We start from the raw sequence: 22,432 nt of genomic DNA, 5'->3' as shown, positions 1-22,432 counted from the left end.
GACCAGCAGCCGGGCCAGGAAGACGGCGGGTTTAATGCCCAGGCGCATCAGCGAACCGTCCCGCCCAGAAGAGCCACGTCGCCACGGCGATCGCCACCACCAATGCCTGGGCAATGTATACGTGAGTTTCGTGGAAGTACTCTTTGAAGAACAGCCCGACGATGAAGAGCGCAACCACGCGGAGCACGTTGACCCCGTGAATGATGCCCACGCCCATTCCAGCGCCGATCAGTTTCGCGCGCAGGCTTGTCGGGAAGGCAAACACGGCCGCCAAATAGATCATGCTGGGCACCGCCCCCGAACAGGCTGGGCTGACGTCGACGATGAAATCACCGGAGGCTAGATTGGTTCCGTCGATGCGGACCGGGAAACCAATGATGGCGCCAAGGCCTCGCAAGAACAGCCAGCTGAGCCACGCACTGACCTGCGCCAGCATCTGGGCGATGTCGATCCGCTTCACGATCGGGTTATACGTCAGGAGCACAAAAAACAACGCGATCAGCAGAACGAACGTTCCAACCACCCGAATGGTCAGCCAGTAGGGGCCCAAGAGGGCGCTCAGAGATTTCAACATCTTGCCCAACAGCAGATTTCAACCATGTGAGATCGCGCCCAATTCTACGGTGTCATCGACCAAAGTCAAATTGACCACCGGAAACACCGCCGCACATTGACAGCAGCGCAGTCCTACCCGTATGGTCCGCTCCAATGACCTCCCGAATCCGCGGTGCCGTGCGCGTCATCAAGCACGTCGTTTCCGTCCTGGCCGTTCTGCTGTTGCTGCTCATCGTTGGTGCGAGCATCGCGGCATATCTCGCGGTGACCGGGAAGAGCTTGACGCTGATACGGTTCGCCGCGGCACGAGTTGGGCAGCTGGTTGCCGGGCAGCGCACCCAACACCTCACGTTGGACGTCCAGGTAAATCCAACCGCAGGACAGCTGATGGGGAGGGCGACGCTCGTTGTCGAGAGCCTGGAAGACTCTCGCCAGCGTTTCTATTTTCTGCTGAACGATGGCTTGCGTATTCGCCGCGGGCGAGTCGCCGGTGCTGATAAGACTTCGCGACCGGCGTCGATTTACCAACTGTGGCTGCTCACCATCGTCGATGTGGGCGCTCCCGTTCCGAAAGGTGGATCCGTACAGCTGACTCTTGACTACGACGGCGCACCCATCACCGGCACGTTTGGCGGTGCCTCCAATTCCCTGAATCCAGAGCGGGTGCTGCTCAACGTCGATTCATTTTGGTACCCCAGCGACCTCCAGGGCTTCTTCAACGCCGAGGTTACAGCCACACTACCGGCCACCATGACCGTCGTGCACAACAGCGCGGAGGCCGAGCCCCTCCCACGCGGCGACTTGCGCCAGACACACTGGACGAGCGAGCGGCCGGTCGCCGGCTTGGCCCTGGTCGCCGGCCAATACCGCATGACCACCAGAGAGGTCGACGGCACCACCTACCGCCTGTACCTGTCGCCCGACATCCAACTCGACACCACGCGCCTGCTCGGCTTCATGAGCGATGCCGACAGGATTCTGCAGCAACGTTACGGCGCCTCCGGCTTTCACCGCGTCACGCTGTTCATCGACCGCAACCTCCGGCGTGGCTTCAACGACGGCTCAGGCCTGATGGGATTGTCCATTCGCTACTTCCGGACGGGAGACTACGGCTTCGCGGCCACGGCGCACGAAATCGCCCATAACTGGTGGGGCGGCACGGTGGCGGAAAAGTGGTTGTCGCCAGGAACCGGCGGGGAATGGCTGGTCGAAGGGCTGTCGGAGCTTTCCAGCCTGGTCGCCAGCGAAGCCGAGTTCGGCGCCGATGCCTTGCGGCGGCGCCGCAGCGAGGAGTTCTTCGATCCGGCCCGCCACGGCGTGATCGCGCAGATGTCCGTGCTCGACAACGCCCTTGCCGAGTCGTCAGCCGGCGATACGATCTACCGCAAGGGCGCGTACGTAGCGCTCATGCTGCGGCAGAAACTCGGCGACGACGTCTACTTCTCCGGCCTGCGGCAATTCCTGGAGCGGTTCAAGCTCCAACAGGCCACCGATCGCGATCTGCAAAACGTGATGCAGGAGGTCAGTCAGCAAGACCTGGAGCCGTATTTCGCCGATTGGGTCCGCTCTGACCATCTCGCAGATCTGTCGCTCGACGCCAACAGCCAGTCGGAGATCACCGTCAGCAACCTGGGCTCTGCACCGGTCCCTGGAGACATCGATCTGTGGACGTTCAAGAAAGCTGATGGCGACCAGCCGGCTCGTACCAGCGTGCATCTCGGCGACCGGATGAAGCTCGAAGCGGGCGCCGATTACGCCGTGCTCGACCCATCGCTGGTGTGGGCCGACGTACAGCGCGAGAACAACCGTTATCCTCGCGCCGCTGCTCCCGTGCACGTTACGGCTTCGCCACGCGGCGACCTTGCCGTCACCCGTGGTGAACCCTTCCCCTGGATGCGGGCCTCGGTGGGACATATCGCCGCCGACGGACGAACACAGCACACCTGGGATTTCGCCCGCGGCATGGCTGCACCACCATCGTGGTCAGCGGACGGATCACGGCTGATCGTGAGCTATGCCGAATCTCCGGACGCCCTACCCGCAATCGTCACGTTGGCAGCCGAGGGAGCACAGCGCACCATCGGCCGCGGCACAGCCCCTGCCGCAGCCGCCGACGGAACCATCTATGCCGCACAGCATGACCGTATCGTTCGGTTCGCCGCTGACGGCTCGGAGTCGACCGTGGTGCAGCGGCAGGGCGACTCGCTGGAGCAGCCGCTTCCTTCCCCCGATGGCGCACGTCTGGCGTACAGCGCCGCGCGTGGCAACCGGGTCGAACTCCGGGTAGCCAGCCGAGACGGCGATGACGACCGTTCACTGCTGTCGTGGGACAGAGATCGGATGCTGTACCGCTGGGCAATGGACGGGACACGCCTGTACGCTGTCGTCGGCGGCAGCTGGGACTGGCAGATCTGGGATATCCCGGTCGATTCGGGTTCGATCACGCGGCTTGCAGCCGGGGCGGCCGCGATCTCCGACCTCGCGCTGTCTCCCGACGGCGCACAGTTGGGGTTCACCGCGGCGCCTGAACTGGACTATCCGAACTGTCGCGGCCGTCTCTATGTGCTGCGACTGAGTGATCGCACCGTCCGCACCATCGACGTGCCCGACACCGATCTCGGCTCGTTGACCTGGGTCGGCTCCGATTCCATCGTCGCGGTCGCAACCAAGGCCTCAGCCGATCAGCGTTGGATACTTCCGGCAAACCGGGCGTTGAAACGCGTGCGTGTCTCCGACGGCCAGGTGGAAGACGTGCCGTGATGCGTGATCCGTGACGCCCCGAATCGATCTCCGCATCACGGATCACGCATCACGCGTCATCTCACGCCCCTTCGCGGGCGCGGGCGATGCCCCGCGGCTCCGGTGGCAAATTCAGCACCTCGGCGGGAAACAGATCGACCATGTAGTCCACCACGTTACGCATCGAAACCGCGCCAACGGGGTGGCCATCATCATCCACCAGAGGAATGTGACGAAAGCCGCCGACGCTCATCTTGTTGAGCGCGTACGACAGCCGATCGTCCAGGCGAAGCGACTCCGGATCGCGCGTCATCACCGCATTCACGCTGGTCCGGTCGATGTCGAGGTTCGTACCGACGATCTTGGTCAGCACATCGCGTTCGGTAAAGATGCCAATGAGCCGTCCGTCTTCTTCGACCAGGACGCACCCGACGCTCTGTGCGTTCATGCGGCCGATGGCCGTGCGTACGCTGGTCCCCGGCGGCACGCAGATCACCGGCTTCAGTTTCGCCAGTTCACGGATCGGATGGTGCAGGACCACGGTTCCCAATCGCGCGGCCTCCGCTGCCCGCTCGTCAGCAATCGCCTCCTCCTCGAGAATGATGTCTTCGTCCATGGCCAACCTCACGCTGTATTGTGAGTGAATTATAGCATCCCCTGACCACGAAGGGACACACCGTCTCACTGGAAGGACGTGTGGCCGGCGTGGGGCGGAAATCCTGGCACGCTTTGCATTCCCGCCCCGTGATGCTAGGTAACACCTTCAATCGATGACCGACCCCTGGCGACATTCCGTCGTTCTCGGAGGCTAGCAGCCCGATCGATACCGGCAGCCTTCGGGTCAAATCTTTTCGCCACCCGACGGCGTGTGATGACAAGCATATGGTACCTGGGACGAGTGCAACAGCATTGGTAGAGCGGCGGTTGGATGCTGAAGAAGGCGGGACGCGCCCGCGTGCCAGCGGCAAGTTCTTTTTCCGCGGCGAGGAAAAGTTCTTCCTGCGTGGCGTTTCATACGGCCCGTTCGTCCAGGCATCACACGGGGCGCAGTTTCCCGAGCGCGACATGGTGCGGCGCGACTTCGCCTTGATGCGTGATCTCGGCGCCAACTGTTTTCGGACCTTCACGCCGCCGCCGGAGTGGCTGCTCGATCTCGCCGAGGAACACGACCTCGGCGTGCTGGTGGGCCTGCCGTGGACCGAGCACGTCTGTTTTCTCGACGAACCGGACGTGATGCAGGAGATCCGCGCGCAGATCACCGCCGGCGTCGAGTCGTGCCGGCGCCATCCCGCCGTCTTTGCGTTCCTCATCGGCAACGAGATTCCGCCGGACGTCGTGCGCTGGCACCAACCGGAGCGGGTAAAAGCCTTCTTGCGCCAACTCTACGATGTGGTGAAGGGCATCGAACCCGAGGTGCTGGTTAGCTACGCCAACTTTCCGCCAACCGAATACCTCGACCTCGACTTCCTCGATTTCATCTCCTTCAACGTGTACCTGCACCGCGAGAGAGATTTTCGCCGGTATCTGTCGCGCCTGCAGAACCTCGCCAAGGACAAGCCCCTGGTGCTGACCGAGTTCGGCATCGACTCCATGCGTGAAGGCGCGGCGGAGCAGGCGCAGATCCTCTCCTGGCAGGTGCGCGCCGCGTTCGAATCGGGCGTCGCCGGCACGGTGGTCTTCGCCTGGACGGACGATTGGTTCACGGGCGGTTTTCAGGTGGAGGATTGGGCCTTCGGGTTGGTGGACCGCGAGCGCCACAAGAAGCCCGCCTATCATGTCGTACAGAAGCTGTACGCGGGTCAGTTGCCGCCGCCGCTTGACCGCCCGCCGCGCATCTCCGTGGTCATCTGCGCCTACAACGCCGATCGTACCATGGACGCGTGTCTGGCATCATTGCGCACGCTGCGTTACCCGAACTACGAGGTCATCGTCGTCAACGACGGCTCCACCGATCGCACGCTCGAGATCAGCCAGCGCTATGCGGAGGTGCGCCTCTTCTCCCAGGAGAACAAGGGGCTGAGCGTCGCGCGCAATGTGGGCATCGAGAACGCCTCAGGGGAGATTGTCGCCTTCACCGATTCCGACTGCGTCGTCGATCCCGACTGGCTCACCTACCTGGCCTACAAGTTCGTGCATGGAGGATTCGTTGCCGTGGGTGGACCCAACTTGCCTCCGCCCGAGGATGCGCGCGTCCCGGCGTGCGTTGCGGCCTCTCCGGGCGGGCCGACGCATGTCCTGATCGACGACGAAGTGGCCGAGCACATTCCGGGGTGTAACATGGCCTTCCTCAAGAGCGCCTTCGACGAGGTTGGCGGTTTTGATCCGATCTACCGTGCCGCGGGTGACGACGTGGATATGTGCTGGCGTTTTCAAAACCATGGCTACCCGATCGCCTTCAGTCCGGCCGCCATGGTGTGGCACTTCCGGCGCAACACCATCAAAGCCTATCTGAAGCAGCAGATGGGCTACGGCAAGGCGGAGGCGCAGCTGTATTTCAAGCACCCGTTCCGCTTCAACATGCTCGGGCAATCGCAGTGGATCGGCCGGATCTACGGCGATCTGGGCATGTCGCTGTTCTCTCGTCGTCCGGTGATTTACCACGGCGTCTTCGGGCGCGGGCTGTTCCAAACCCTCTACGAACCGTCATCGTCGCTGCTGTCATACCTGCCCTTCACCTTGGAGTGGAACCTGATCGCGTTGGTGTTGCTCATCGGAGCGGCGGTCGCGGGCCGGCATGAGTTCCTCGCCGGCTTGCCGCTGTTCACCGCCTTCATCTGGGCCGGGGGCCGCGCCTGGCGGGCAAAGGTCGACCCGCGCTACGACGGCGTCGGCAGCCGCCTGCTCATCACGGTGCTCATCTATCTCGGCCCCCTGGTGCGCAGTCTGCAGCGTTACCTCTATCGCATACAGGGCATGACGAACGTGGCCCGGATTCACTTCGAAGAGCCTTCCCAACCCGCCCGGGTGCAATGGCTCGAGCGCCAGTTCTTCCTGCGCTACTGGTCGGAGAATGCATTGGAAAAGGAGAACCTGCTGCACGCGGTCATGCAGTTTCTACTGCCCCGGAAGTACCTCATCGCCGTCGATCAGGGCTGGAATGATCGCGACGTGACGATTTACCAGGGGATCTGGTCGAAGGCCGATTTGAAGGTGGCCGTGGAGAACCATGGGGGCAGCAAGCGCTTCTTTCGGACCCGCTGTCGGGTGCGCGAGTCGCTGTTGTCGCGCATTTCCCTGCTCGGCTTCGCCGCACTGGCGATCGTCGGCTGGTTCGCCGGCCTGGCGGAGATCGAAGAGGTGGCGCTGCTGCTGGGATCCCTCAATCTCGTCGTGGTTGCCTACGACAACTACCGGCTCGGGCGGGTCATGTACCACGTCATCGAAATCGTCGCCAAGCAGATCCAGCTCACGCCCGTGGAAGGCGCCGCGGCCGAGTGAACGCAAGCGACAATGAGCCTCGCCCGCCAAGTTGCACGCTACCTGCGACCGTACCGCGGCGCCTTCCTCTTCGCGGTGATCCAGGTGATCGCGCTGAGCTTCTTGGAGATCCTGAAACCCTGGCCGCTCAAAATCGTCATCGATTACGTTTTGCCGCGCACGCCACCGCCGTGGCCTGTCGTTGCGGGCATGAGCCCCCCTGCCCTGCTGCTACTCGCCACCGCCGGGCTGGTCGTCATCTACGGCTGCTTGGGCGGCATCAGTGTCCTCACCAACTTCACGACCATCTCCATCGGCCAGGGCATGGTCAACGACTTGCGCAGCCGCCTGTACCAGCACCTGCAACGTCTCTCACTGTCGTTCCATTCGCGGGCGTCGGTCGGGGATCTCATCTATCGCGTCACCGGGGACACCTACGCCATTCAGACTCTGGCAATGAACGGGCTGTTCCCCATCCTCTCCGCCGCCATATTGCTGATCGGAATGTTCGTCGTCATGGTGCGGCTCGATTGGCTGCTCACACTGGTGGCTCTCGCCGTTTGCCCCTTCCTATTCGTCGCCATTCTCCTGCTCAACCGGCGGATCACGGAGGTGGCGCAACGCGCGCGAGAGAGCGAAAGCGCCGTGTATCAACTCGTCCAGCGTGGCATGTCGGCCATCAAGGTGGTGCAAGCCTTCTCGAAGGAAGAGGAGGAGCACCGTGCCTTCGTCACCCAGAGCACCGCCAGCCTCCGCATGAGCCTGAGCCTCTACATGCTGCAGACGGCGTACGGGGCGGGCGCCAACCTCGTCCTGGCCTTCGGCACCGCCGCCGTTCTCTGGGTCGGAGCGCGACACGTCTGGCAACATGACCTCACCATAGGTGACATGGTCGTCTTCGTGAGCTATCTCGCCTCGCTCTACGCGCCGATCAACTCCCTCATCCAGACCTACGGCACCGTCCAAGGCGCCAAGGCGGGGATGGCGCGTGTCGTCGAAGTGCTCGACCGCGAGCCGGCGGTGGCAGAAGGAACGAGGGAGTTCCGCACGCCTCCACGCGGGCACGTCCAGTTCGTCGATGTCTCCTTCGGCTATGCGAAGGGTCGCGAGACGCTGCACCAGATCACTCTGGAGGCGGAGCCGGGACAGGTCATCGCCATCGTCGGACCGACGGGGGCGGGCAAGAGCACGCTGGTCAGCTTGATTCCACGCTTCTACGATCCGTCTGCGGGGCAGGTGCTGATTGACGGAAGCGACGTGCGCGAGTTCACGCTCGCCTCGCTGCGGCGGCACGTCAGCATGGTGTTGCAGCCACCGATGGTGTTCCCCCTGAGCCTGCGTGACAACATCGCCTACGGGCGTCCGGCCGCCAGCCTCGAAGACATACACCGTGCCGCACGGATGGCCCAGGCGGACGATTTCATCCAGCGCCTGCCCGACGGCTACGACACCGTCATTGGAGAACAGGGAGTGACCCTGTCCGAAGGCGAGCGCCAGCGGCTCACCATTGCGCGGGCCTTGCTGCGCGACGCGCCCATCCTGATCCTCGACGAACCGACCTCGTCGGTCGACACGGCCACGGAAGCCGCGATCATGGAGGCCATGGAACAGGCCGTGCAAGGCCGCACCACCTTCGTCATCGCGCACCGCTTGAGCACCGTGCGGCGCGCCGCCCAGATCGTGGTGCTGCAGAACGGCTCCATCACCGAGCGTGGCACCTTCGAAGAGCTGCTCGAACGGCAGGGCGCGTTCGCGTCACTTTACCAGATGCAGTTCAAGCCGTCTGCGGCACAACGGTCCGCCGCTTCATAACAAGGAGTGAGCCACCGGCACGACGACACCGGCGGCAGGCTACTTCCGCCGGCCGGCGACCTGCTCCAGGTCGCGGACGGCGCCGCGCGCCGCGCTGGTGGTCAACAGCGCGTACGCCTGCAGTGCGCCTGATACCGCGCGGGTGCGACCCGTCGGCTTCCACGCCTGGGCGCCGCGTCCAAGCATCTCCACCCGTCGGGCTTTGAGTGTCTGCGGTTCCACCAGCAGATCGACGCGGCGGTTGGGGATGTCGATGCGGATGCGATCGCCTTCCTCGACCAGCCCGATGGCTCCGCCTTCGGCCGCCTCGGGAGAGACGTGGCCGAGGCTCAGCCCCGAGGTGCCGCCGCTGAAGCGGCCATCCGTGATCAGGGCGCACACCTTCCCAAGATTCTTCGACTTGATGTACGAGGTAGGGTACAGCATCTCCTGCATTCCCGGGCCACCCTTGGGACCCTCGTAGCGAATCACGACGACGTCGCCCGGTTTGAGGCGGTCGCCGAGAATGGCCTCGCACGCGGCCTCTTGCGAGTGGAAAACGCGCGCCGGCCCTTCGAACCGCCAGATCGACTGATCCACACCCGCCGTCTTCACGATGCAGCCGTCTTCGGCGAGATTCCCGTACAGCACCGCCAGCCCGCCATCCGCGCTGTAGGCGTGTTCCACATCGCGAATGCAGCCGCCAACGGCATCGGTGTCCGGCGTGGCGTAGTGTTTGTCTTGTGAAAACGCCACGGTCGTCCGCACACCTCCCGGCGCAGTCAGGGCTCGCTGTCTCGCGGCCGCAGTCGCCGTTGGCCGCCGGATGTCGTTGAGATCGATGGCCGTACCGATAGTCGCCGCGTGCACAGTGCCGGCCTCGCGGTGCATGAGCCCGGCGCGATCGAGCGCGCCGAGGATCGTGAAGATACCGCCGGCCCGGTTGACGTCCTCGACGTGGTAGCTGGACGACGGCGCCACCTTGCAGACGTTGGGAACGTGGTGAGACAGCCGCTCGATGTCTTGCATCGTGAAGGGTACGCCAGCCTCGTGTGCGATAGCGAGGATATGCAGGACGGTATTGGTTGAGCCGCCCATGGCGATATCGAGGGTCATGGCGTTTTCGAAGGCACCCATCGTCGCAATGCTTCGCGGCAGGACGCTGTCGTCGCCGTCGACGTAGTAGCGGCGGGCCAGCGCCACGATCTGCTTCCCCGCTTCCTCGAAGAGTTGCCAGCGGGCCTTGTGCGTGGCGAGCACCGTGCCGTTCCCGGGCAGGGCGAGGCCGAGCGCCTCGCACAAGCAGTTCATGCTGTTGGCGGTGAACATGCCGGAGCACGAGCCGCACGTGGGACAGGCGGAGCGTTCCATGTCCTGCAGCCGTTCGTCGCTGATGGCACGGTCCCCGGCCGCCACCATAGCGTCGACCAAGTCGAGCTTGAGCGGTTTGCCCTGCGCATCATGCGTCCCCGCGGAGGTGCCGGCTTCCATCGGGCCACCGGAGACGAAGATGGCCGGGATGTTGAGCCGCATGGCCGCCATGAGCATGCCCGGCGTGATCTTGTCGCAGTTAGAGATGCACACCAGTGCGTCGGCCACATGCGCTTGCACCATGTACTCGACACTGTCGGCGATCAGGTCGCGGCTCGGCAGCGAGTACAACATGCCGCCGTGTCCCATGGCGATGCCGTCGTCCACCGCAATGGTGTTGAACTCGGCGCCGTACCCTCCTGCGGCATCGATCACCTTCTTGACCCGCTGCCCAACGTCGTGCAGGTGCACGTGCCCCGGAACGAACTGGGTGAAGCTGTTGGCGATGGCGATGATCGGTTTGTTGAAATCGGCGTCCGTCATGCCGGTGGCGCGCCACAGCGCACGCGCACCGGCCATGTTGCGGCCGTGTGTCGTAATTCGGCTACGGTATGAGTTCATGGACGTAATGTAGCCATAATGCCGCCGTTGCGACAACAGCGGCGCCAGTCTCACGGAGATCGGCAAGCAGCCACGCTGAGCGTCGGGTACGGCTGAGGTCTGGTCCTAGGAGCACATCAGAAACGATCCCACTGCCCCTGAGACGCAAACCGCTTGACCCGGCAACCGAAACGCCGGATTGTGCTCGCAGGCGAGCCCCGAGGAGAATGGCAACGGAACGAGCCGGTGCGATCTGGAAGAATGCGGCGTTGGTCCGGACCTTTCTCGATGGGGTACGGGGCGGGATCCCTTTCGCCGCGGAACAGATCGAGGCGATGCTGCGTGTGATCGAGGCGCGGGGGCTCCCGGTCACCCGCGTCGCCGACCTGGGATGCGGCAGCGGCGTGCTCGCCGGCGCCATCCTTGCGCGCCATCCGCGGGCGCGCTGCACCTTGGTCGACTTTTCCGAACCCATGCTCGACGAAGCACGCAGGCAGTTGGGCAACCACGATCCCTGTCCGGACTTCGTCGTCGCCGATCTGGGCAACCCCGAGTGGGTTCGCGCCGTCGTCAGCCGAACGCCTTTTGACGTCGTGGTCTCCGGCTACGCCATCCATCACCTGCCGGATCAACGCAAGCGCGAATTGTACCGGGAGATTTTCGCCGTGCTGGCGCCGGGTGGCATGTTCATCAACGTGGAGCACGTGGCCTCCCGCACAGCGTGGCTTGGAACGATCGCCGACGATCTCATGATCGATTCGCTGCACACCTTCCAGGCGCAGCAGGGCTCGGAGAGGACCCGTGCACAAGTCGCCGAGGAATTCGTCCACCGGCCGGACAAGGCCGCCAACATCCTGGCGCCCGTCGAGTCGCAGTGCGAGTGGCTGCGGAACTGCGGCTTTGAAGACGTCGACTGCTACTTCAAGGTGTTTGAGCTGGCCGTCTTCGGCGGGTGCCGGCCCCAGCATGCGTGACCCGCAAGCGGCCCGCTGCATATATATCGGCTTCCCGCGATTCAGTCTGTCGCTTTTCTTTGAATGTAGGGGCGCAGCATGCTGCGCCGCTACGGAAGCACGCGGAAAATACGGTATACGAAACCAGCGGCCGGTCATTTATCGACAGTCTCGATTGACAGGAGGGAAGCGTCTGGTCACAAAGGAAGCGGCATGAAGATCGTCGTGACCGGGCTGATCGCGAGCTATCCCCTGGGCGGTGTCGGTTGGGACTACCTTGCCTACATCAGCGGCTTTCGCCGGCTCGGGCACGAGGTGTTCTACCTCGAGGATACCGGGCAGTGGCTCTACGACCCGCGCGCCAATACCTTCACCGATAATGTGCGCTTCAACGTCGCCCATCTGGCAGCGACTCTGGCCCGCGCCGGAGAAGACATGCGTGAGCGCTGGTCGCTGCGCGCCCCGGACGGTACGTACCACGGCGCAACACTGGCGCAAGTTGAGCGCTTCTGCTCGGGCGCGGACCTCTTCCTGAACCTGTCCGGCGCCTGCTGGCTGCGCGACGCCTATCGGGGCGCACGCCGGATCGCGTACCTGGACAGCGATCCCTGCTACAGCCAGGCAAAACTTCTCGCGGTCGAGCAAGGGACGGCAACCGACGACCAGGCGTATTCCGTGGGGCTCATTCGCGCCCACAATTGCTTTTTCACCTTCGCCGAGAACGTCAACGATCCGAGTTGCGCCATCCCCAGCTGTGGCCTCGACTGGATACCGACCCGACAGCCGATTGTGCTGGAGGATTGGCCGTTCGCGTTCGACGCCAACGCGCGCCACTACACCACCGTGATGTCGTGGAAAACCGACGTGACGTTGCCGAACCTCTCCGGCATCACCTACGGCGGTAAGGACGTCGAGTTCATGAAGTTCATCGACCTCCCCTCGCGCGTGTCCGTACCGCTGCAGATCGCGCTCTCCGGTGCCGCCCCACGCGACCAACTGCACCGGCGCGGCTGGCAGATCATCGATGCCTACGAGCAATCCTCGACCCTCGACGCCTACCGCAATTACCTCCGCAGCTCGCGGGGTGAGTGGAGCATCGCGAAGAACGCGTACGTCGCCTCGCGCAGCGGTTGGTTCAGTACGCGTAGCGCCGCCTACCTCGCGCTCGGCAAACCGGTGGTGGTGCAAGATACCGGCTTCAAAAACTACTATCCGACGGGCGAGGGCCTGTTCGCCTTCAGCACCATCGACGAAGCCGTTGCCGCCATCGAGAACATTGAAACCAGCTATCGGCACCATTGCGAAGCGGCGCGTGCCGTCGCGCAACGGGAGTTTACTGCTAACCTGGTGCTACAACGACTCTTGAATGATGCCGGCGTCTAATCGCCTCCTCACCCTGGCCCTCTCCCAGAGGACGAGGGAAAAGAGCAGAAAAACAAGGACACAATGGCCAAGCGGATCATGATCACCGGCGCGATCGCGTCCCATCCGCTGGGGGGTGCCGGCAACGCCTGGGCGTTTTTGCAGTACGTCCTCGGATTCCGGCAGCTCGGCTTTGACACCTACTACGTCGAGCATATCGATGCGAAACAGTGCGTCGACGACGACTGGAAGCCGGCACCGTTCGGCACTTCGGCGAACGCCCGCTTTTTCCGCCACGTGATGGAGCGCTTCAACCTCATCGATCACGCCGCCCTGCTGGAATGGGAGGGCGCCGGCTCTGTCGGCTTGACACGCTCGGAGGTCGAGACCCTGGCGCGCGACACTGATCTACTGATCAACGGCTCTGGGCGCTTCCACCTCACCTCCGTCCTCGGCGCGGTGCGCCGCCGGATGTATTTGGATCTCGACCCAGGCTTCGTTCAGATCTGGCAGGAGCAGTACGGTGTGGACATGAACCTGCCGGGTCACGACGTGCACGTCACCGTCGGGTTGAATCTGGGCGCGCCGGACTGTCCGCTGCCAACCTGTGGCATCCGCTGGCAGACAACTCTACCTCCTGTCGTGCTCGACGAGTGGGCCACGACGGCGCCCGCGGGTCCAGCGTACACCACCGTGGCCGACTGGCGGGGATACAGTCCCGTGGAGTGGAAAGGCGAGTGGTACGGTCAGAAGGCGGAGGAGTTCATGCGTCTCATCGAGCTCCCGCGCCGGGTGTCGGTTCCCTTGGAACTATGCCTCGCGATTCATCCCACCGAGCCCGACTACGGCAAGCTGGAAGGAAACGGCTGGCGCCTGGTCACACCACGAGAGCACTGCGCCACACCAGATGCGTACCGCGGGTACCTCTGCGGCTCGCGCGGTGAGTTCACCGTGGTCAAACACGGCTATGCCGCCGGCCGCACCGGGTGGTTCAGCGACCGAAGCGCCTGTTATCTCGCCGCCGGGCGTCCGGTGATCATGCAGGACACCGGCATCGGTTCGTATGTGCCGACGGGCATGGGACTGCTGACCTTCACCGACCTCGAGACCGCAGCCGAGGCGCTTGAGACGGTCGAGCACGATTACGCGGGCCATGCCGCTGCCGCACGCGCCTTCGCCCGCGAGCACCTGGATGCCCGCCGCGTGCTCAGCCGCTTGGCGCTACTGGCGGGGCTGTGAGACACGCAGACAAGATCGTTCTCGCCGGCTATCTGGTGCGGTGTCCGCTCGGCGGCTACGCCTGGCAGGTCTTGCACTATCTGCTCGGGTTGCGCGCCATCGGATTTGACCCGTACTTCTATGAGGACACCGCCTATTACGGCGACTGCTTCGATCCGCTCACCGGCAACATGCGCGTCCTGCCGGATGCCGGCATCGCGTTCGCGGCGGATTTCTTCCAGCGCTTCGGATTCGGTGATCGGTGGGTGTTCTGGGATACAGGCCAGGACCGGTATTCTGGCCTTAGCCGTGCCGAAACGGATGCGCTCCTGAGCGATGCCCGCGCGGTGATCACACTCGCGCCGGTCAACCGCGTACCGCGACGCCGGAAGCAGGTAAAGATCTTCGTCGATATCGATCCAGCCTTCACGCAGATCCGTGTGGCGGAAGGTGATCCGGCCTTGTGCGAGTTGCTGGCGGAGCACGATCTGCACTTCACCTTCGGCGAGAACATCGGCTCGCCGGGCTGTGCCATCCCCACCGACCGCTTCACCTGGCAGGCAACACGCCAGCCGATTGCCGTGGAACTCTGGCCGCCTTTGCCGACCGATGTGCAGGCGCCATTCACCACCATCGGACGCTGGGATGAACGCCGCCGCGACGTCCACTTCCAGGGTCAGGTGTACTCGTGGAGCAAGCGAACGGAATGGATGACGTTCCTCGAACTTCCGGGACGCAGCGGCGAAGCGTTTACGGTGGCGATGGACGTCGACAAGACCCCCGACGACGCCGAGGTCTTACGGAACCACGGGTGGGAGATCACCGATCCGGTTGCGGTGTCACGCGATGCATTGACGTATCGGGACTTCATCCGACACTCCAAGGGCGAATTCACCGTCGCCAAGGATCTCAATGTACGCCTGGCGAGTGGATGGTTCAGCGATCGCGGCGCCTGCTATCTGGCGGCGGGGCGCCCGGTCGTGACCCAGGACACCGGCTTCGGGCGTGTCTTGCCCACCGGCAAAGGTCTGTACGCGGTACGAAGGCTCGACGACGCGATCCGTGCCGTCACCTCCATCGCGTCCGACTACGAGACCAACGCTCAAGCGGCGCGCGAGATGGCGAAACAGTACTTCGAGGCGGGTAAAGTGTTGACTGATCTCACCAGTCGCTTGTGACAATACATCACGCATGGTTCCATTCGGCGCACCTCTGGATTTTCGATCGCCAATCTTGATCACGTCAGCCCAGTTTGCTATTTCCCCGTGTCGGGTATGGGAAACGGGCAGACAACACTAACCCCTAGGAGGAGGTCATTATGAAGCGGATTTTGTTAGGCATCGCCGCTCTCGCGGTTCTTTCTCAGGTAGCCTGGGCAGCCGATGGCGCCGGAGTATACGAGAAGAAGTGCAAGATGTGCCACAGCATCGGCGGCGTAGGCGGACCGATGGCGAAGAACGGTGGCGCACTTGATGCCGCTGGAGCAAAGGGCGAGGCGTACTTGAAGGAGTACATCAAGGATCCGAAGTCGAAGAAGCCGGAATCCAAGATGCCGAAGGCGAACCTCAGTGACGAAGATCTGGGCGCCGTGGTGTCGTACCTGGTAGGCTTGAAGAAGTAGTATTCGTCAGATCATACGAGCGGGAGGCGGCGGATCCCAGCTTGATCGCCGTCTCCCGCCGGTACCAGACCTTGCGCTGGTACCTAGGCTCAATCTTCTCAATGTCCAGCATGCCCGCCCGGGCGGGGAACAGCCGAGGTCGGTGCGCTATTTTGTAACACCGCCGACTTCCTCCCCGCCGACAACGCTGCCGTACCGTAGCCTTTCGGATTGTGATCACTGAAGTGGCACGTCAACGTACAGCTCCCACTCCCGCTGCCGACACCGGGGGACTGGTACTTGATGGGGCCAGCACTCGACGCCGTCACCACCTGATTTCCGCTGCGATCGGAGGTCATGAAATTGATCAGGTGCAAGTTGCTCCGTGATCCGTGCGCATCGTGGCAGACAGCGCACGACGCTCCCTGCTCCTGCACATGTTTGATGTGCACCCCGCCGCTGTCCAACGGCGGTGTAGGATAGCTGGGTGATTGAAAGAGCACCGTGCGGTCGTGGCAGTTGTAGCACAGGGCGTAGAGATCGAATGACTCGGGACTCGATGTGCCTTCGAGGCGGTACTCACGCTGGAGGATCGGCGCATAGATCGATCCGTGCGGCCCGCGCGGCACCAGCGTTCCGCCGCCAGGCGCGGCATTGTTGTTGTGGCAACTCGTACACATGATGATGCTCGCAGCCGTCATGCCGGGCAGCAGGCCGTGGATCAGCGGATTCTTTCCGGCGGCGGCGATGGGGTGGAATGACGGGTTTGCCGGATCGATCTTGAGTCGCACATTGGTGATGTCGTCGACGCGGAAGACTACCGGCGAAGGCGATTGGGCGACGGCATGACACTTGAGGCACACCTCATACTCGAAGCTGGCCTGCGGCCGGACGCCGCCGGTGATGTCCACCCCAGAGACCCCCGTGAGCGGTCCGGCAAGAATGCCCGTCACGCTGCGCCTGCGAGTCTGGTGCGGATTGTGACAGTCGACGCACTCGACATGTACGGGCATGGCGAGCGGGTTCTCGGCCGGATCGTGAACGTCAGTGTAGGCAGCAATCGGGTGCGTGCTCGGCTTGAGAAACTCCGCACCGATATCCTTTTCCGCCACCAGGCCACTGGCCGCGCCAGTGCTGTGGCACCCCAGGCACACCCCTTCCTCAGTCGTGGATCGTAGCAGCCGCACGGGGTGCTCGGCGTTATGCGTGCGATGGCAACTCGCGCAACCGTTTTCGGCGACTTTGAGGAAGCCCCACCCGGGGAGGGGCGCCGCCCCTTTCGTCATGGCGGACGAGGTGGCGTGCGCCGAATCTTGCCAGAACTGCAACTCATGGCAGGTGACGCAAAGCCGCGAATACTCAACGTCAGTGACCAGAAAATTCGGATAGCGATCCGAGTGCGGGTCGTGGCATGAGGTGCACTGCATCTGACCGGTCTCATCGATCTTCACCGCCCCCACCAAGGTCGACGGATCCGCGAGGCCCTGTCGGTGCGACGCCAGCACTCGGTCATAAACGAACGAAATCGGATGATCATCGGAAAGATCAGTGCCGAGCACGGCCGGGCCGGTGAGCGGCCCCAAGGAAGGCTCCGGATGCTCTACCAGGGCTCCCAGCGCAATCGTGCCGTCATGGCAGCTGAGGCACAGACGCGAGCTGCCTGTCGGCTGCTGCAACTGGGCTTCGAGGGTGCTGCTCTCATAGAGCGTGTACGTCTGGGCCGGCAGCTCGTGATTCCACAGCGCCCGTGTGGCCTTGGCGTTGTGCGGAGTATGACAGAAGGTGCAGAGGTTTGCCTGCGGGCCGCCGCGAAACCGTCCCGACCCCGCTGCCGTGAGGTTGTGCCGGGTTCGCTCGATGCCGGCGCCCGCCGGGAGCGCTGATGCAAGCGCCACCACGAGCGCGAGTCCAGAAAGCCGCACCCTCGAATTCATTCACCGCCCCCGAGATAGCGGAATACCTGCACGCGCTGGTTGTAGGAATCGACCACATAGATGCGGTCGCCATCAATGGTCAGACCTGAGGGCAACCAGAACTGTCCTTCACGCGTCCCATGCCGGCCGAACCCCAACAAATAATTCCCGTGCGTATCGAATATCTGTACCGCATCGAAAAGCGCGTCGACCACGTAGATGTGTCCGTCCCGGTCAATCCCTACACCTTTGGGCCGCGCGAAGTCTCCCGTGCCGTCACCGAGATGACCAAAGGTGGAGACCAGGGTGCCGTCCGGCTCAAAGATCTGAATGCGGAAGTTCAATGCGTCGGTGACGTACAGCCGGCCCCGCGCATCCAGCGCCAGCCAGCCCGGGTAATTGAACTCACCTGGTCCGGTGCCGCGATGTCCGATGCGCGCCACGACGGCACCTGTCGCATCGAACGCGAGCACCTGGTGAGCGCTGGGGTTCGCCACGTAGAGACGGCCACGCGCAGCATCGGCAACCAGTCCAGCCGGACGCGATCCTTCGTCGAGCTTCCAACCTCCGGCACACTCACCCTCGAGGTCGAACACGTCGAGGCGAGCCGTGCCGGCATCAGCAACGTAGAGACGGTCGTTGAGAAACGCCACGGCTACCGGCTCACGCAATCTGGCCTCGCCACAGGCGGACAAGGCATGGAAGCGGTGGCGTTCGAGATCGTAGAGGTGAACGGCGCCCCCGCCCGCGTCAGCCACTGCGATCATATTATTGGCGGCGGCAACGCCAGCAGGCCGCACCAGGTGCGCTTCCCGGCCACCCGTCACCAGGTCGCCGAGCCGGCGCCAGAACGGACGCTGGATGCCGATCTCCGAAGGGGCGCGGAAGATTTGCACCAGCTCGATGCGCTCCCGTTCGGGCGGTGCCGGCCAGGCCACGTGCGGCCGCGACGCCGCCGCGTTCGGTTGTGGATGCAGACGGTCACACCCGGCGAACAGCGTCAGGGTACAGACGCCAACCGCACCACCCATCGCACCTGCCCAGTGGGCGAATCGCTTCTGCCGCACGCTTCTCATCTAAAACCGCCGAATCACGTCGAAGCGGACCAAGTCGCCCACCCGACTGAATGCGCCGATGTCCTGCACAGCGTGGTCGTAACCGAGGCTCAGGGTGAACAGGCCGGCGATCCAGCGCGCGTGCGTGCCGAATTCCACGAGTTGGTTGAGTGGCACGGCCGTCTGGCGTTGATAGTGGAACCCTACGAACGCATCGACAGTTACGCCGAACTGCGATCGCCATCCGGCACTACCACGCTCGCTAAAGAACGTCCGGTTACGTCGCGGCACACTGAAGTCATAGAAGCTCTCGGTCCCGGTCAGCCCGACCGTGAGCCAACGGCGCGGGTTTCCCAGCGCGCTCTGAGTGAAACTGAAGGCCCGGTAGCTGAGGTCATTGGCATCGTACGTCAGGTACTCGTTCAGCAGCCGCGCCTCCCCCAAGTCGGAACGCCAGTGCGTTTCGACCCCCAGGGTGTCGGCGTTGACCGGCCCGAGTATATCGCTGGCGCTGCCGGTGAACACATCCTGGCGGAGGCGCTGACCACTGTAGAAGAGCGAGAGCCATTTGAAATCGAGACCGGCGCTGAGGTTGATGGGCCGGCTCCCCACCTTCAAGGCTCCGCTGACCTTGAAGCTGTAACTGACCAGCACCGCTCCGCCAGCCGGAATACGGCCCAACGGATAAAGATTGCGTATCCGGGTAAAAGGGGGCGAGGAATTGTCGATGAGGTAATCGACCTGGGGCTGGTAAATCACGCGCTTGTCGGGATCCGTCACCACGATCGTCGAGTCTATCACATTCAAGTTTACCAGCAGGAAGTCATCCTCCGCGGGAAACGCATGCGGCTCGTCGATGACAGCCAGCTGCCCGGACGGCACCGTCCGGTCATCGAGCTGGTAGCCTGTCCCGACGCTCGCGAAGAAGGTGGCGTCCGACGGAAGCTGCTTTCTATATCCCAAGCCGAGCCCGCCGCCGTAGGTCACATCCTGCCCTGGCGACAGTTCGGTGTAGCCAACATTCACGTTCCCGGAAGATGTCAGACTCTCGTAGAACTGATGCTGGAGGTTCGCAAAGCCGTTGTGGCTCATGGTGGTGCCGCTGCCGGACTGATTGAACATGGCAAAGGTGTAGCCGTAATTGGATGTCAAATAGCGCGAGTGGCGCAGCTGTAGTTCCTCGTGCTCGAAAATCGTGGTGCCCGACGCATCTCCAACTCGGCTGTACGCCTGCGCGCTCGACGCCAGGTTGTCGTCCAGATAGTCGCCAAACCGCCACAGGTGGAAGACACCACCCGAATGTACCTGGTAGGCACCCTGCGTCAGGACACGATCCAACACATCGTCGAAGTGGTAGTCCACCGTCAGCGTGCTCGTGCTACTCCGACGCTCGCCGTAGTAGCTCACCATGCGGCGCCGTTCATCTTGCTGCACGCCGGCGGGGATCAGGGTGAAGCGCTGGCGGATATCCTGCTGTTCGACGGTCACGTATGAGGGCAGCGGCAGGTTCTGGAGACGCCAGGTGAAGCCGTACCGCTCCAGGTTCGTCTTCACCTGCCCGGCGAAGTCACGGCGAGTGAAGCCCTCGCTGCGGTTGCCGAACACATCGAAACCGTAGGGCTTGGCGCCGAGCACATTCACGTCGGCATCGAACCCGGTCAGGGAGCCGTCCCCCGAGAGGCTGGTCGAGGTGCCGTCGGTCTTGTTGTTCATACGGTCCTCAAACCACCCGAGTTCAACCCCTGCCGTGAAGCGCAGCAGGTCGGGATCGTAGAAGTAGCCACGCGTCCGGACCCCGCCCCGCTCTTCGAGGTAGAGGCGGTCGAGGTGTTGATGTTGTTGCGGATGCGAGATGTCCTGGTTCTCGAAAGTAGTGGTGAAACCCAGTTGCCCATCCAATCCGCCGATCGACAGCAGCTGCGCCGCGGCCGGTCCGACCACGCCGAACAGCACGGCGACGGCTTCCAGAACGATGCGGCGATACCAGACAACGGATGGGCGGTAGCGCGGCCCATGGTCCGCTCCCGTCACTGCCGCGTGTGGCAGCGGGCGCACGCCGAAATAGACACGCCCCACGCGATTTTTCCGTTGTGGCATAGGCCGCAAAATCTTCCTTCCTGCACGTCGTCCATGGTAACCGCCGTCTCGCCGCCTTTCATCGGAAAGATCGCAGGATGACAAACGTTACACGTGAAAAACAAGCGGTGGCGCCAGTGCGGGAACACCGCCGTCGGCCTCCCGCCCGGGCTGTCCGTACCCGTGCGCTTCAGCGGCACGTCCCCAAGAACGGCTTGCCCAACCGCGACGTCTGTTCGACAGAGGACAGCCCCCCCCATCAGGAGCACAACCAGCGTCAGGCGAACAATGCTGCGCGCGCGTCCGTTCATTGTGCCATCTCCGGATGACAACGCGCACATTCGCTGAGCGCGAAGGCCAGCGTGCCGTGACAGGATCCGCAGTACTTCCCTTTCGAGAGGGCATCCATGGTGATCTCAGTGGTCCCTGCCGCCATGGGAAAAATCTTGGTGTGGCAGCTTTCGCATGGCAGCCAGCGCGTGTGCGGCGCGTGCGGGAAGGTCACTGGCATCACCCCTTTCAGGGAGACGTCCAGAGCGAGTTCCTCGCGCGGCTCATGGCAGCGCCCACACTCGGCGGTGCCGAACACGACACGCCCGTGACAGGCGCCGCAGTACTTGCCTCTGGAGAAGTCGGCCATGGTGATCGTCGTCTGCCCGCCCGCCATCGGGAAGATCTTGGTATGGCAGCTCTCGCACGGCAGCCAGCGCGTGTGCGGCGCGTGCGGAAACTTCACGCCCATATCGCCCTTCAAGGCGACGTCGAGCGCCATTTCCTCACGCTTGATATGGCAGCGGGCGCAGTCCGTGGTGCCGAACGCGATGCTGCCGTGACAGTGGCCGCAGTACTTGCCTTTGGAGATATCGTCCATGGTGATCGTCGTCTGCCCGCCCGCCATCGGGAAGATCTTGGTATGGCAGCCCTCGCACGGCAGCCAGCGCGTGTGCGGCGCGTGCGGGAACTTCACGCCCATATCGCCCTTCAGCGTGACGTCGAGCGCCATTTCTTCACGCTTCATATGGCAGCGGGCGCACTGCTTCGGACCGAACGTGAGCGTGCCGTGGCACATGCCGCAGTACTTGCCTTTGGAGATGTCGGCCATGGTGATCGTCGTCTGCCCGCCCGCCATGGGGAAGATGCTCGTATGGCAACTCTCGCACGGCAGCCAGCGTGTGTGCGGGGCGTGGGGGAATTTCACTTCCATCACGCCCTTCAGCGCCACGTCGAGCGCCAACTCCTCGAGCGCCGTATGGCAGCGCGCGCACCGCGTCGTCTCGAACGCGACCTTGCCATGACAGACGCCGCAGTACTTACCGCCGGTGATATCCTTCATGGTCATCTCGGCCGTACCCGCCGCCATCTCGAAGATTCCCGTGTGGCAGTTGTCGCACGCCAACCAGCGCGTATGCGGCGCATGCGGAAAGGTCACCGGCATTGGTCCCTTCAGGGCGACGTCGAGCGGCAGCTCCTCCATGCCCGGTTGCCCCGGCTGGAGAGAAGTCAGCGGCGCGATGACCTTCTTGGCCAAGGCGGCGCTCCAATCCGGTCCGCCGGCCTTGCTGCTCGGCAGTGCATCGAGCACCTTTTCCCAGGTCTTCAACTTTTCGATCCCTGGCCGGTCCCCCGTGAACAACTGTTGGAGGCTCGGCTGCTTCACCAACTTGCGGACCGCTTCCACCTGTCGATAATGCACCTCCTCGACTGGCGGTTTCTCCCGCTCCTCCGGCTTCGGGTTGAGCCATTCCTCATACGACGGTAGGCCGTCGACGACGGTGCTGAGGACGCGGTAGCGCATCTCGGGTGCGCACGCGACCAAAGTAAGGATGAGGCCTATGGCGACAG

General features: G+C 63.4%; 16 protein-coding genes. 8 read left to right on the top strand and 8 right to left on the bottom strand.

From position 1 onward, the window contains the following. Positions 1–31 precede the first annotated feature (31 nt). The gene (locus tag VF515_14380; GenBank protein ID HEX7408818.1) at positions 32–574 is read right to left on the bottom strand and encodes an archaeosortase/exosortase family protein; all 543 of its coding nucleotides are present in this window, start codon (positions 572–574) and stop codon (positions 32–34) included. 134 nt (positions 575–708) lie between these two features. Between VF515_14380 and VF515_14375 the strand changes: the two genes are divergently transcribed. Next, positions 709–3,315, top strand: a complete 2,607-nt coding sequence (locus tag VF515_14375) for a M1 family aminopeptidase (protein HEX7408817.1) — start codon at positions 709–711, stop codon at positions 3,313–3,315. Between the two features lie 61 nt (positions 3,316–3,376). Here the strand turns inward: VF515_14375 and VF515_14370 are convergent, their stop codons facing one another. Then, positions 3,377–3,910 carry a CBS domain-containing protein gene (locus VF515_14370; GenBank protein ID HEX7408816.1) on the bottom strand — a complete coding sequence of 178 codons (534 nt, stop codon included), beginning with the start codon at positions 3,908–3,910 and terminating at the stop codon, positions 3,377–3,379. Positions 3,911–4,176: 266 nt separating this feature from the next. On the opposite strand from VF515_14370, the gene VF515_14365 reads away from it, so the two are divergent. Both VF515_14365 and VF515_14360 read left to right on the top strand, forming a co-directional pair. Next, positions 4,177–6,732, top strand: coding sequence for a glycosyltransferase (locus VF515_14365; GenBank protein ID HEX7408815.1), 2,556 nt, complete (start codon positions 4,177–4,179; stop codon positions 6,730–6,732). A gap of 12 nt (positions 6,733–6,744) precedes the next feature. Beyond that, the gene (locus VF515_14360) at positions 6,745–8,523 is read left to right on the top strand and encodes an ABC transporter ATP-binding protein (GenBank protein ID HEX7408814.1); all 1,779 of its coding nucleotides are present in this window, start codon (positions 6,745–6,747) and stop codon (positions 8,521–8,523) included. Positions 8,524–8,562: 39 nt separating this feature from the next. Here VF515_14360 and ilvD read toward each other — a convergent pair whose 3' ends face one another. Beyond that, positions 8,563–10,434, bottom strand: coding sequence for a dihydroxy-acid dehydratase (ilvD, locus tag VF515_14355; protein ID HEX7408813.1), 1,872 nt, complete (start codon positions 10,432–10,434; stop codon positions 8,563–8,565). A 206-nt stretch (positions 10,435–10,640) separates the two neighbouring features. On the opposite strand from ilvD, the gene VF515_14350 reads away from it, so the two are divergent. The 5 genes from VF515_14350 (at position 10,641) to VF515_14330 (ending at position 15,567) form a co-directional block, all read left to right on the top strand. Next, positions 10,641–11,387 carry a class I SAM-dependent methyltransferase gene (locus VF515_14350; protein ID HEX7408812.1) on the top strand — a complete coding sequence of 249 codons (747 nt, stop codon included), beginning with the start codon at positions 10,641–10,643 and terminating at the stop codon, positions 11,385–11,387. Positions 11,388–11,579: 192 nt separating this feature from the next. Next, positions 11,580–12,749: a glycosyltransferase gene (locus VF515_14345; GenBank protein ID HEX7408811.1), complete on the top strand. Its 1,170-nt coding sequence runs from the start codon at positions 11,580–11,582 to the stop codon at positions 12,747–12,749. A gap of 63 nt (positions 12,750–12,812) precedes the next feature. Next, the gene (locus VF515_14340) at positions 12,813–13,967 is read left to right on the top strand and encodes a hypothetical protein (GenBank protein HEX7408810.1); all 1,155 of its coding nucleotides are present in this window, start codon (positions 12,813–12,815) and stop codon (positions 13,965–13,967) included. Beyond that, the gene (locus tag VF515_14335) at positions 13,964–15,124 is read left to right on the top strand and encodes a hypothetical protein (GenBank protein HEX7408809.1); all 1,161 of its coding nucleotides are present in this window, start codon (positions 13,964–13,966) and stop codon (positions 15,122–15,124) included. Before VF515_14340 ends, VF515_14335 begins: the two co-directional genes overlap by 4 nt. Positions 15,125–15,264: 140 nt before the next feature. Beyond that, on the top strand, positions 15,265–15,567 hold the full coding sequence (locus tag VF515_14330) for a cytochrome c (GenBank protein ID HEX7408808.1): 303 nt from the start codon (positions 15,265–15,267) through the stop codon (positions 15,565–15,567). A gap of 98 nt (positions 15,568–15,665) precedes the next feature. Here VF515_14330 and VF515_14325 read toward each other — a convergent pair whose 3' ends face one another. From VF515_14325 to VF515_14305, 5 genes are all read right to left on the bottom strand, one after another. Then, the gene (locus tag VF515_14325; protein HEX7408807.1) at positions 15,666–17,480 is read right to left on the bottom strand and encodes a cytochrome c3 family protein; all 1,815 of its coding nucleotides are present in this window, start codon (positions 17,478–17,480) and stop codon (positions 15,666–15,668) included. Beyond that, the gene (locus tag VF515_14320) at positions 17,477–18,526 is read right to left on the bottom strand and encodes a 6-bladed beta-propeller (GenBank protein HEX7408806.1); all 1,050 of its coding nucleotides are present in this window, start codon (positions 18,524–18,526) and stop codon (positions 17,477–17,479) included. The genes VF515_14325 and VF515_14320 overlap by 4 nt, the downstream gene beginning before the upstream one ends. Before the next feature lie 9 nt (positions 18,527–18,535). Beyond that, the gene (locus VF515_14315; protein ID HEX7408805.1) at positions 18,536–20,590 is read right to left on the bottom strand and encodes a hypothetical protein; all 2,055 of its coding nucleotides are present in this window, start codon (positions 20,588–20,590) and stop codon (positions 18,536–18,538) included. Further along, the gene (locus VF515_14310) at positions 20,542–20,901 is read right to left on the bottom strand and encodes a cytochrome c3 family protein (protein HEX7408804.1); all 360 of its coding nucleotides are present in this window, start codon (positions 20,899–20,901) and stop codon (positions 20,542–20,544) included. The genes VF515_14315 and VF515_14310 overlap by 49 nt, the downstream gene beginning before the upstream one ends. Beyond that, positions 20,898–22,432 (bottom strand): c(7)-type cytochrome triheme domain-containing protein (locus VF515_14305; GenBank protein HEX7408803.1); only part of this gene is annotated, 1,535 nt, incomplete at its 5' end. The genes VF515_14310 and VF515_14305, both read right to left, overlap by 4 nt.

The organism is Candidatus Binatia bacterium (genome assembly GCA_036382395.1).
Classification (GTDB): domain Bacteria; phylum Desulfobacterota; class Binatia; order HRBIN30; family HRBIN30; genus JAGDMS01.
The sequence above is the reverse complement of the archived record's forward strand: the minus strand, read 5'-3'. Positions and strand labels throughout refer to the sequence as shown.

Excerpts from the sequence above, each read along its gene's own strand:
- VF515_14365 (HEX7408815.1), top strand. The coding sequence starts at position 4,177 with ATGGTACCTGGGACGAGTGCAACAGCATTGGTAGAGCGGCGGTTGGAT.
- VF515_14345 (HEX7408811.1), top strand. The coding sequence starts at position 11,580 with ATGAAGATCGTCGTGACCGGGCTGATCGCGAGCTATCCCCTGGGCGGT.
- ilvD (HEX7408813.1), bottom strand. The coding sequence starts at position 10,434 with ATGAACTCATACCGTAGCCGAATTACGACACACGGCCGCAACATGGCC.
- VF515_14340 (HEX7408810.1), top strand. The coding sequence starts at position 12,813 with ATGGCCAAGCGGATCATGATCACCGGCGCGATCGCGTCCCATCCGCTG.
- VF515_14350 (HEX7408812.1), top strand. The coding sequence starts at position 10,641 with ATGGCAACGGAACGAGCCGGTGCGATCTGGAAGAATGCGGCGTTGGTC.
- VF515_14370 (HEX7408816.1), bottom strand. The coding sequence starts at position 3,910 with ATGGACGAAGACATCATTCTCGAGGAGGAGGCGATTGCTGACGAGCGG.
- VF515_14360 (HEX7408814.1), top strand. The coding sequence starts at position 6,745 with ATGAGCCTCGCCCGCCAAGTTGCACGCTACCTGCGACCGTACCGCGGC.
- VF515_14380 (HEX7408818.1), bottom strand. The coding sequence starts at position 574 with ATGTTGAAATCTCTGAGCGCCCTCTTGGGCCCCTACTGGCTGACCATT.
- VF515_14325 (HEX7408807.1), bottom strand. The coding sequence starts at position 17,480 with ATGAATTCGAGGGTGCGGCTTTCTGGACTCGCGCTCGTGGTGGCGCTT.
- VF515_14310 (HEX7408804.1), bottom strand. The coding sequence starts at position 20,901 with ATGAACGGACGCGCGCGCAGCATTGTTCGCCTGACGCTGGTTGTGCTC.
- VF515_14375 (HEX7408817.1), top strand. The coding sequence starts at position 709 with ATGACCTCCCGAATCCGCGGTGCCGTGCGCGTCATCAAGCACGTCGTT.
- VF515_14330 (HEX7408808.1), top strand. The coding sequence starts at position 15,265 with ATGAAGCGGATTTTGTTAGGCATCGCCGCTCTCGCGGTTCTTTCTCAG.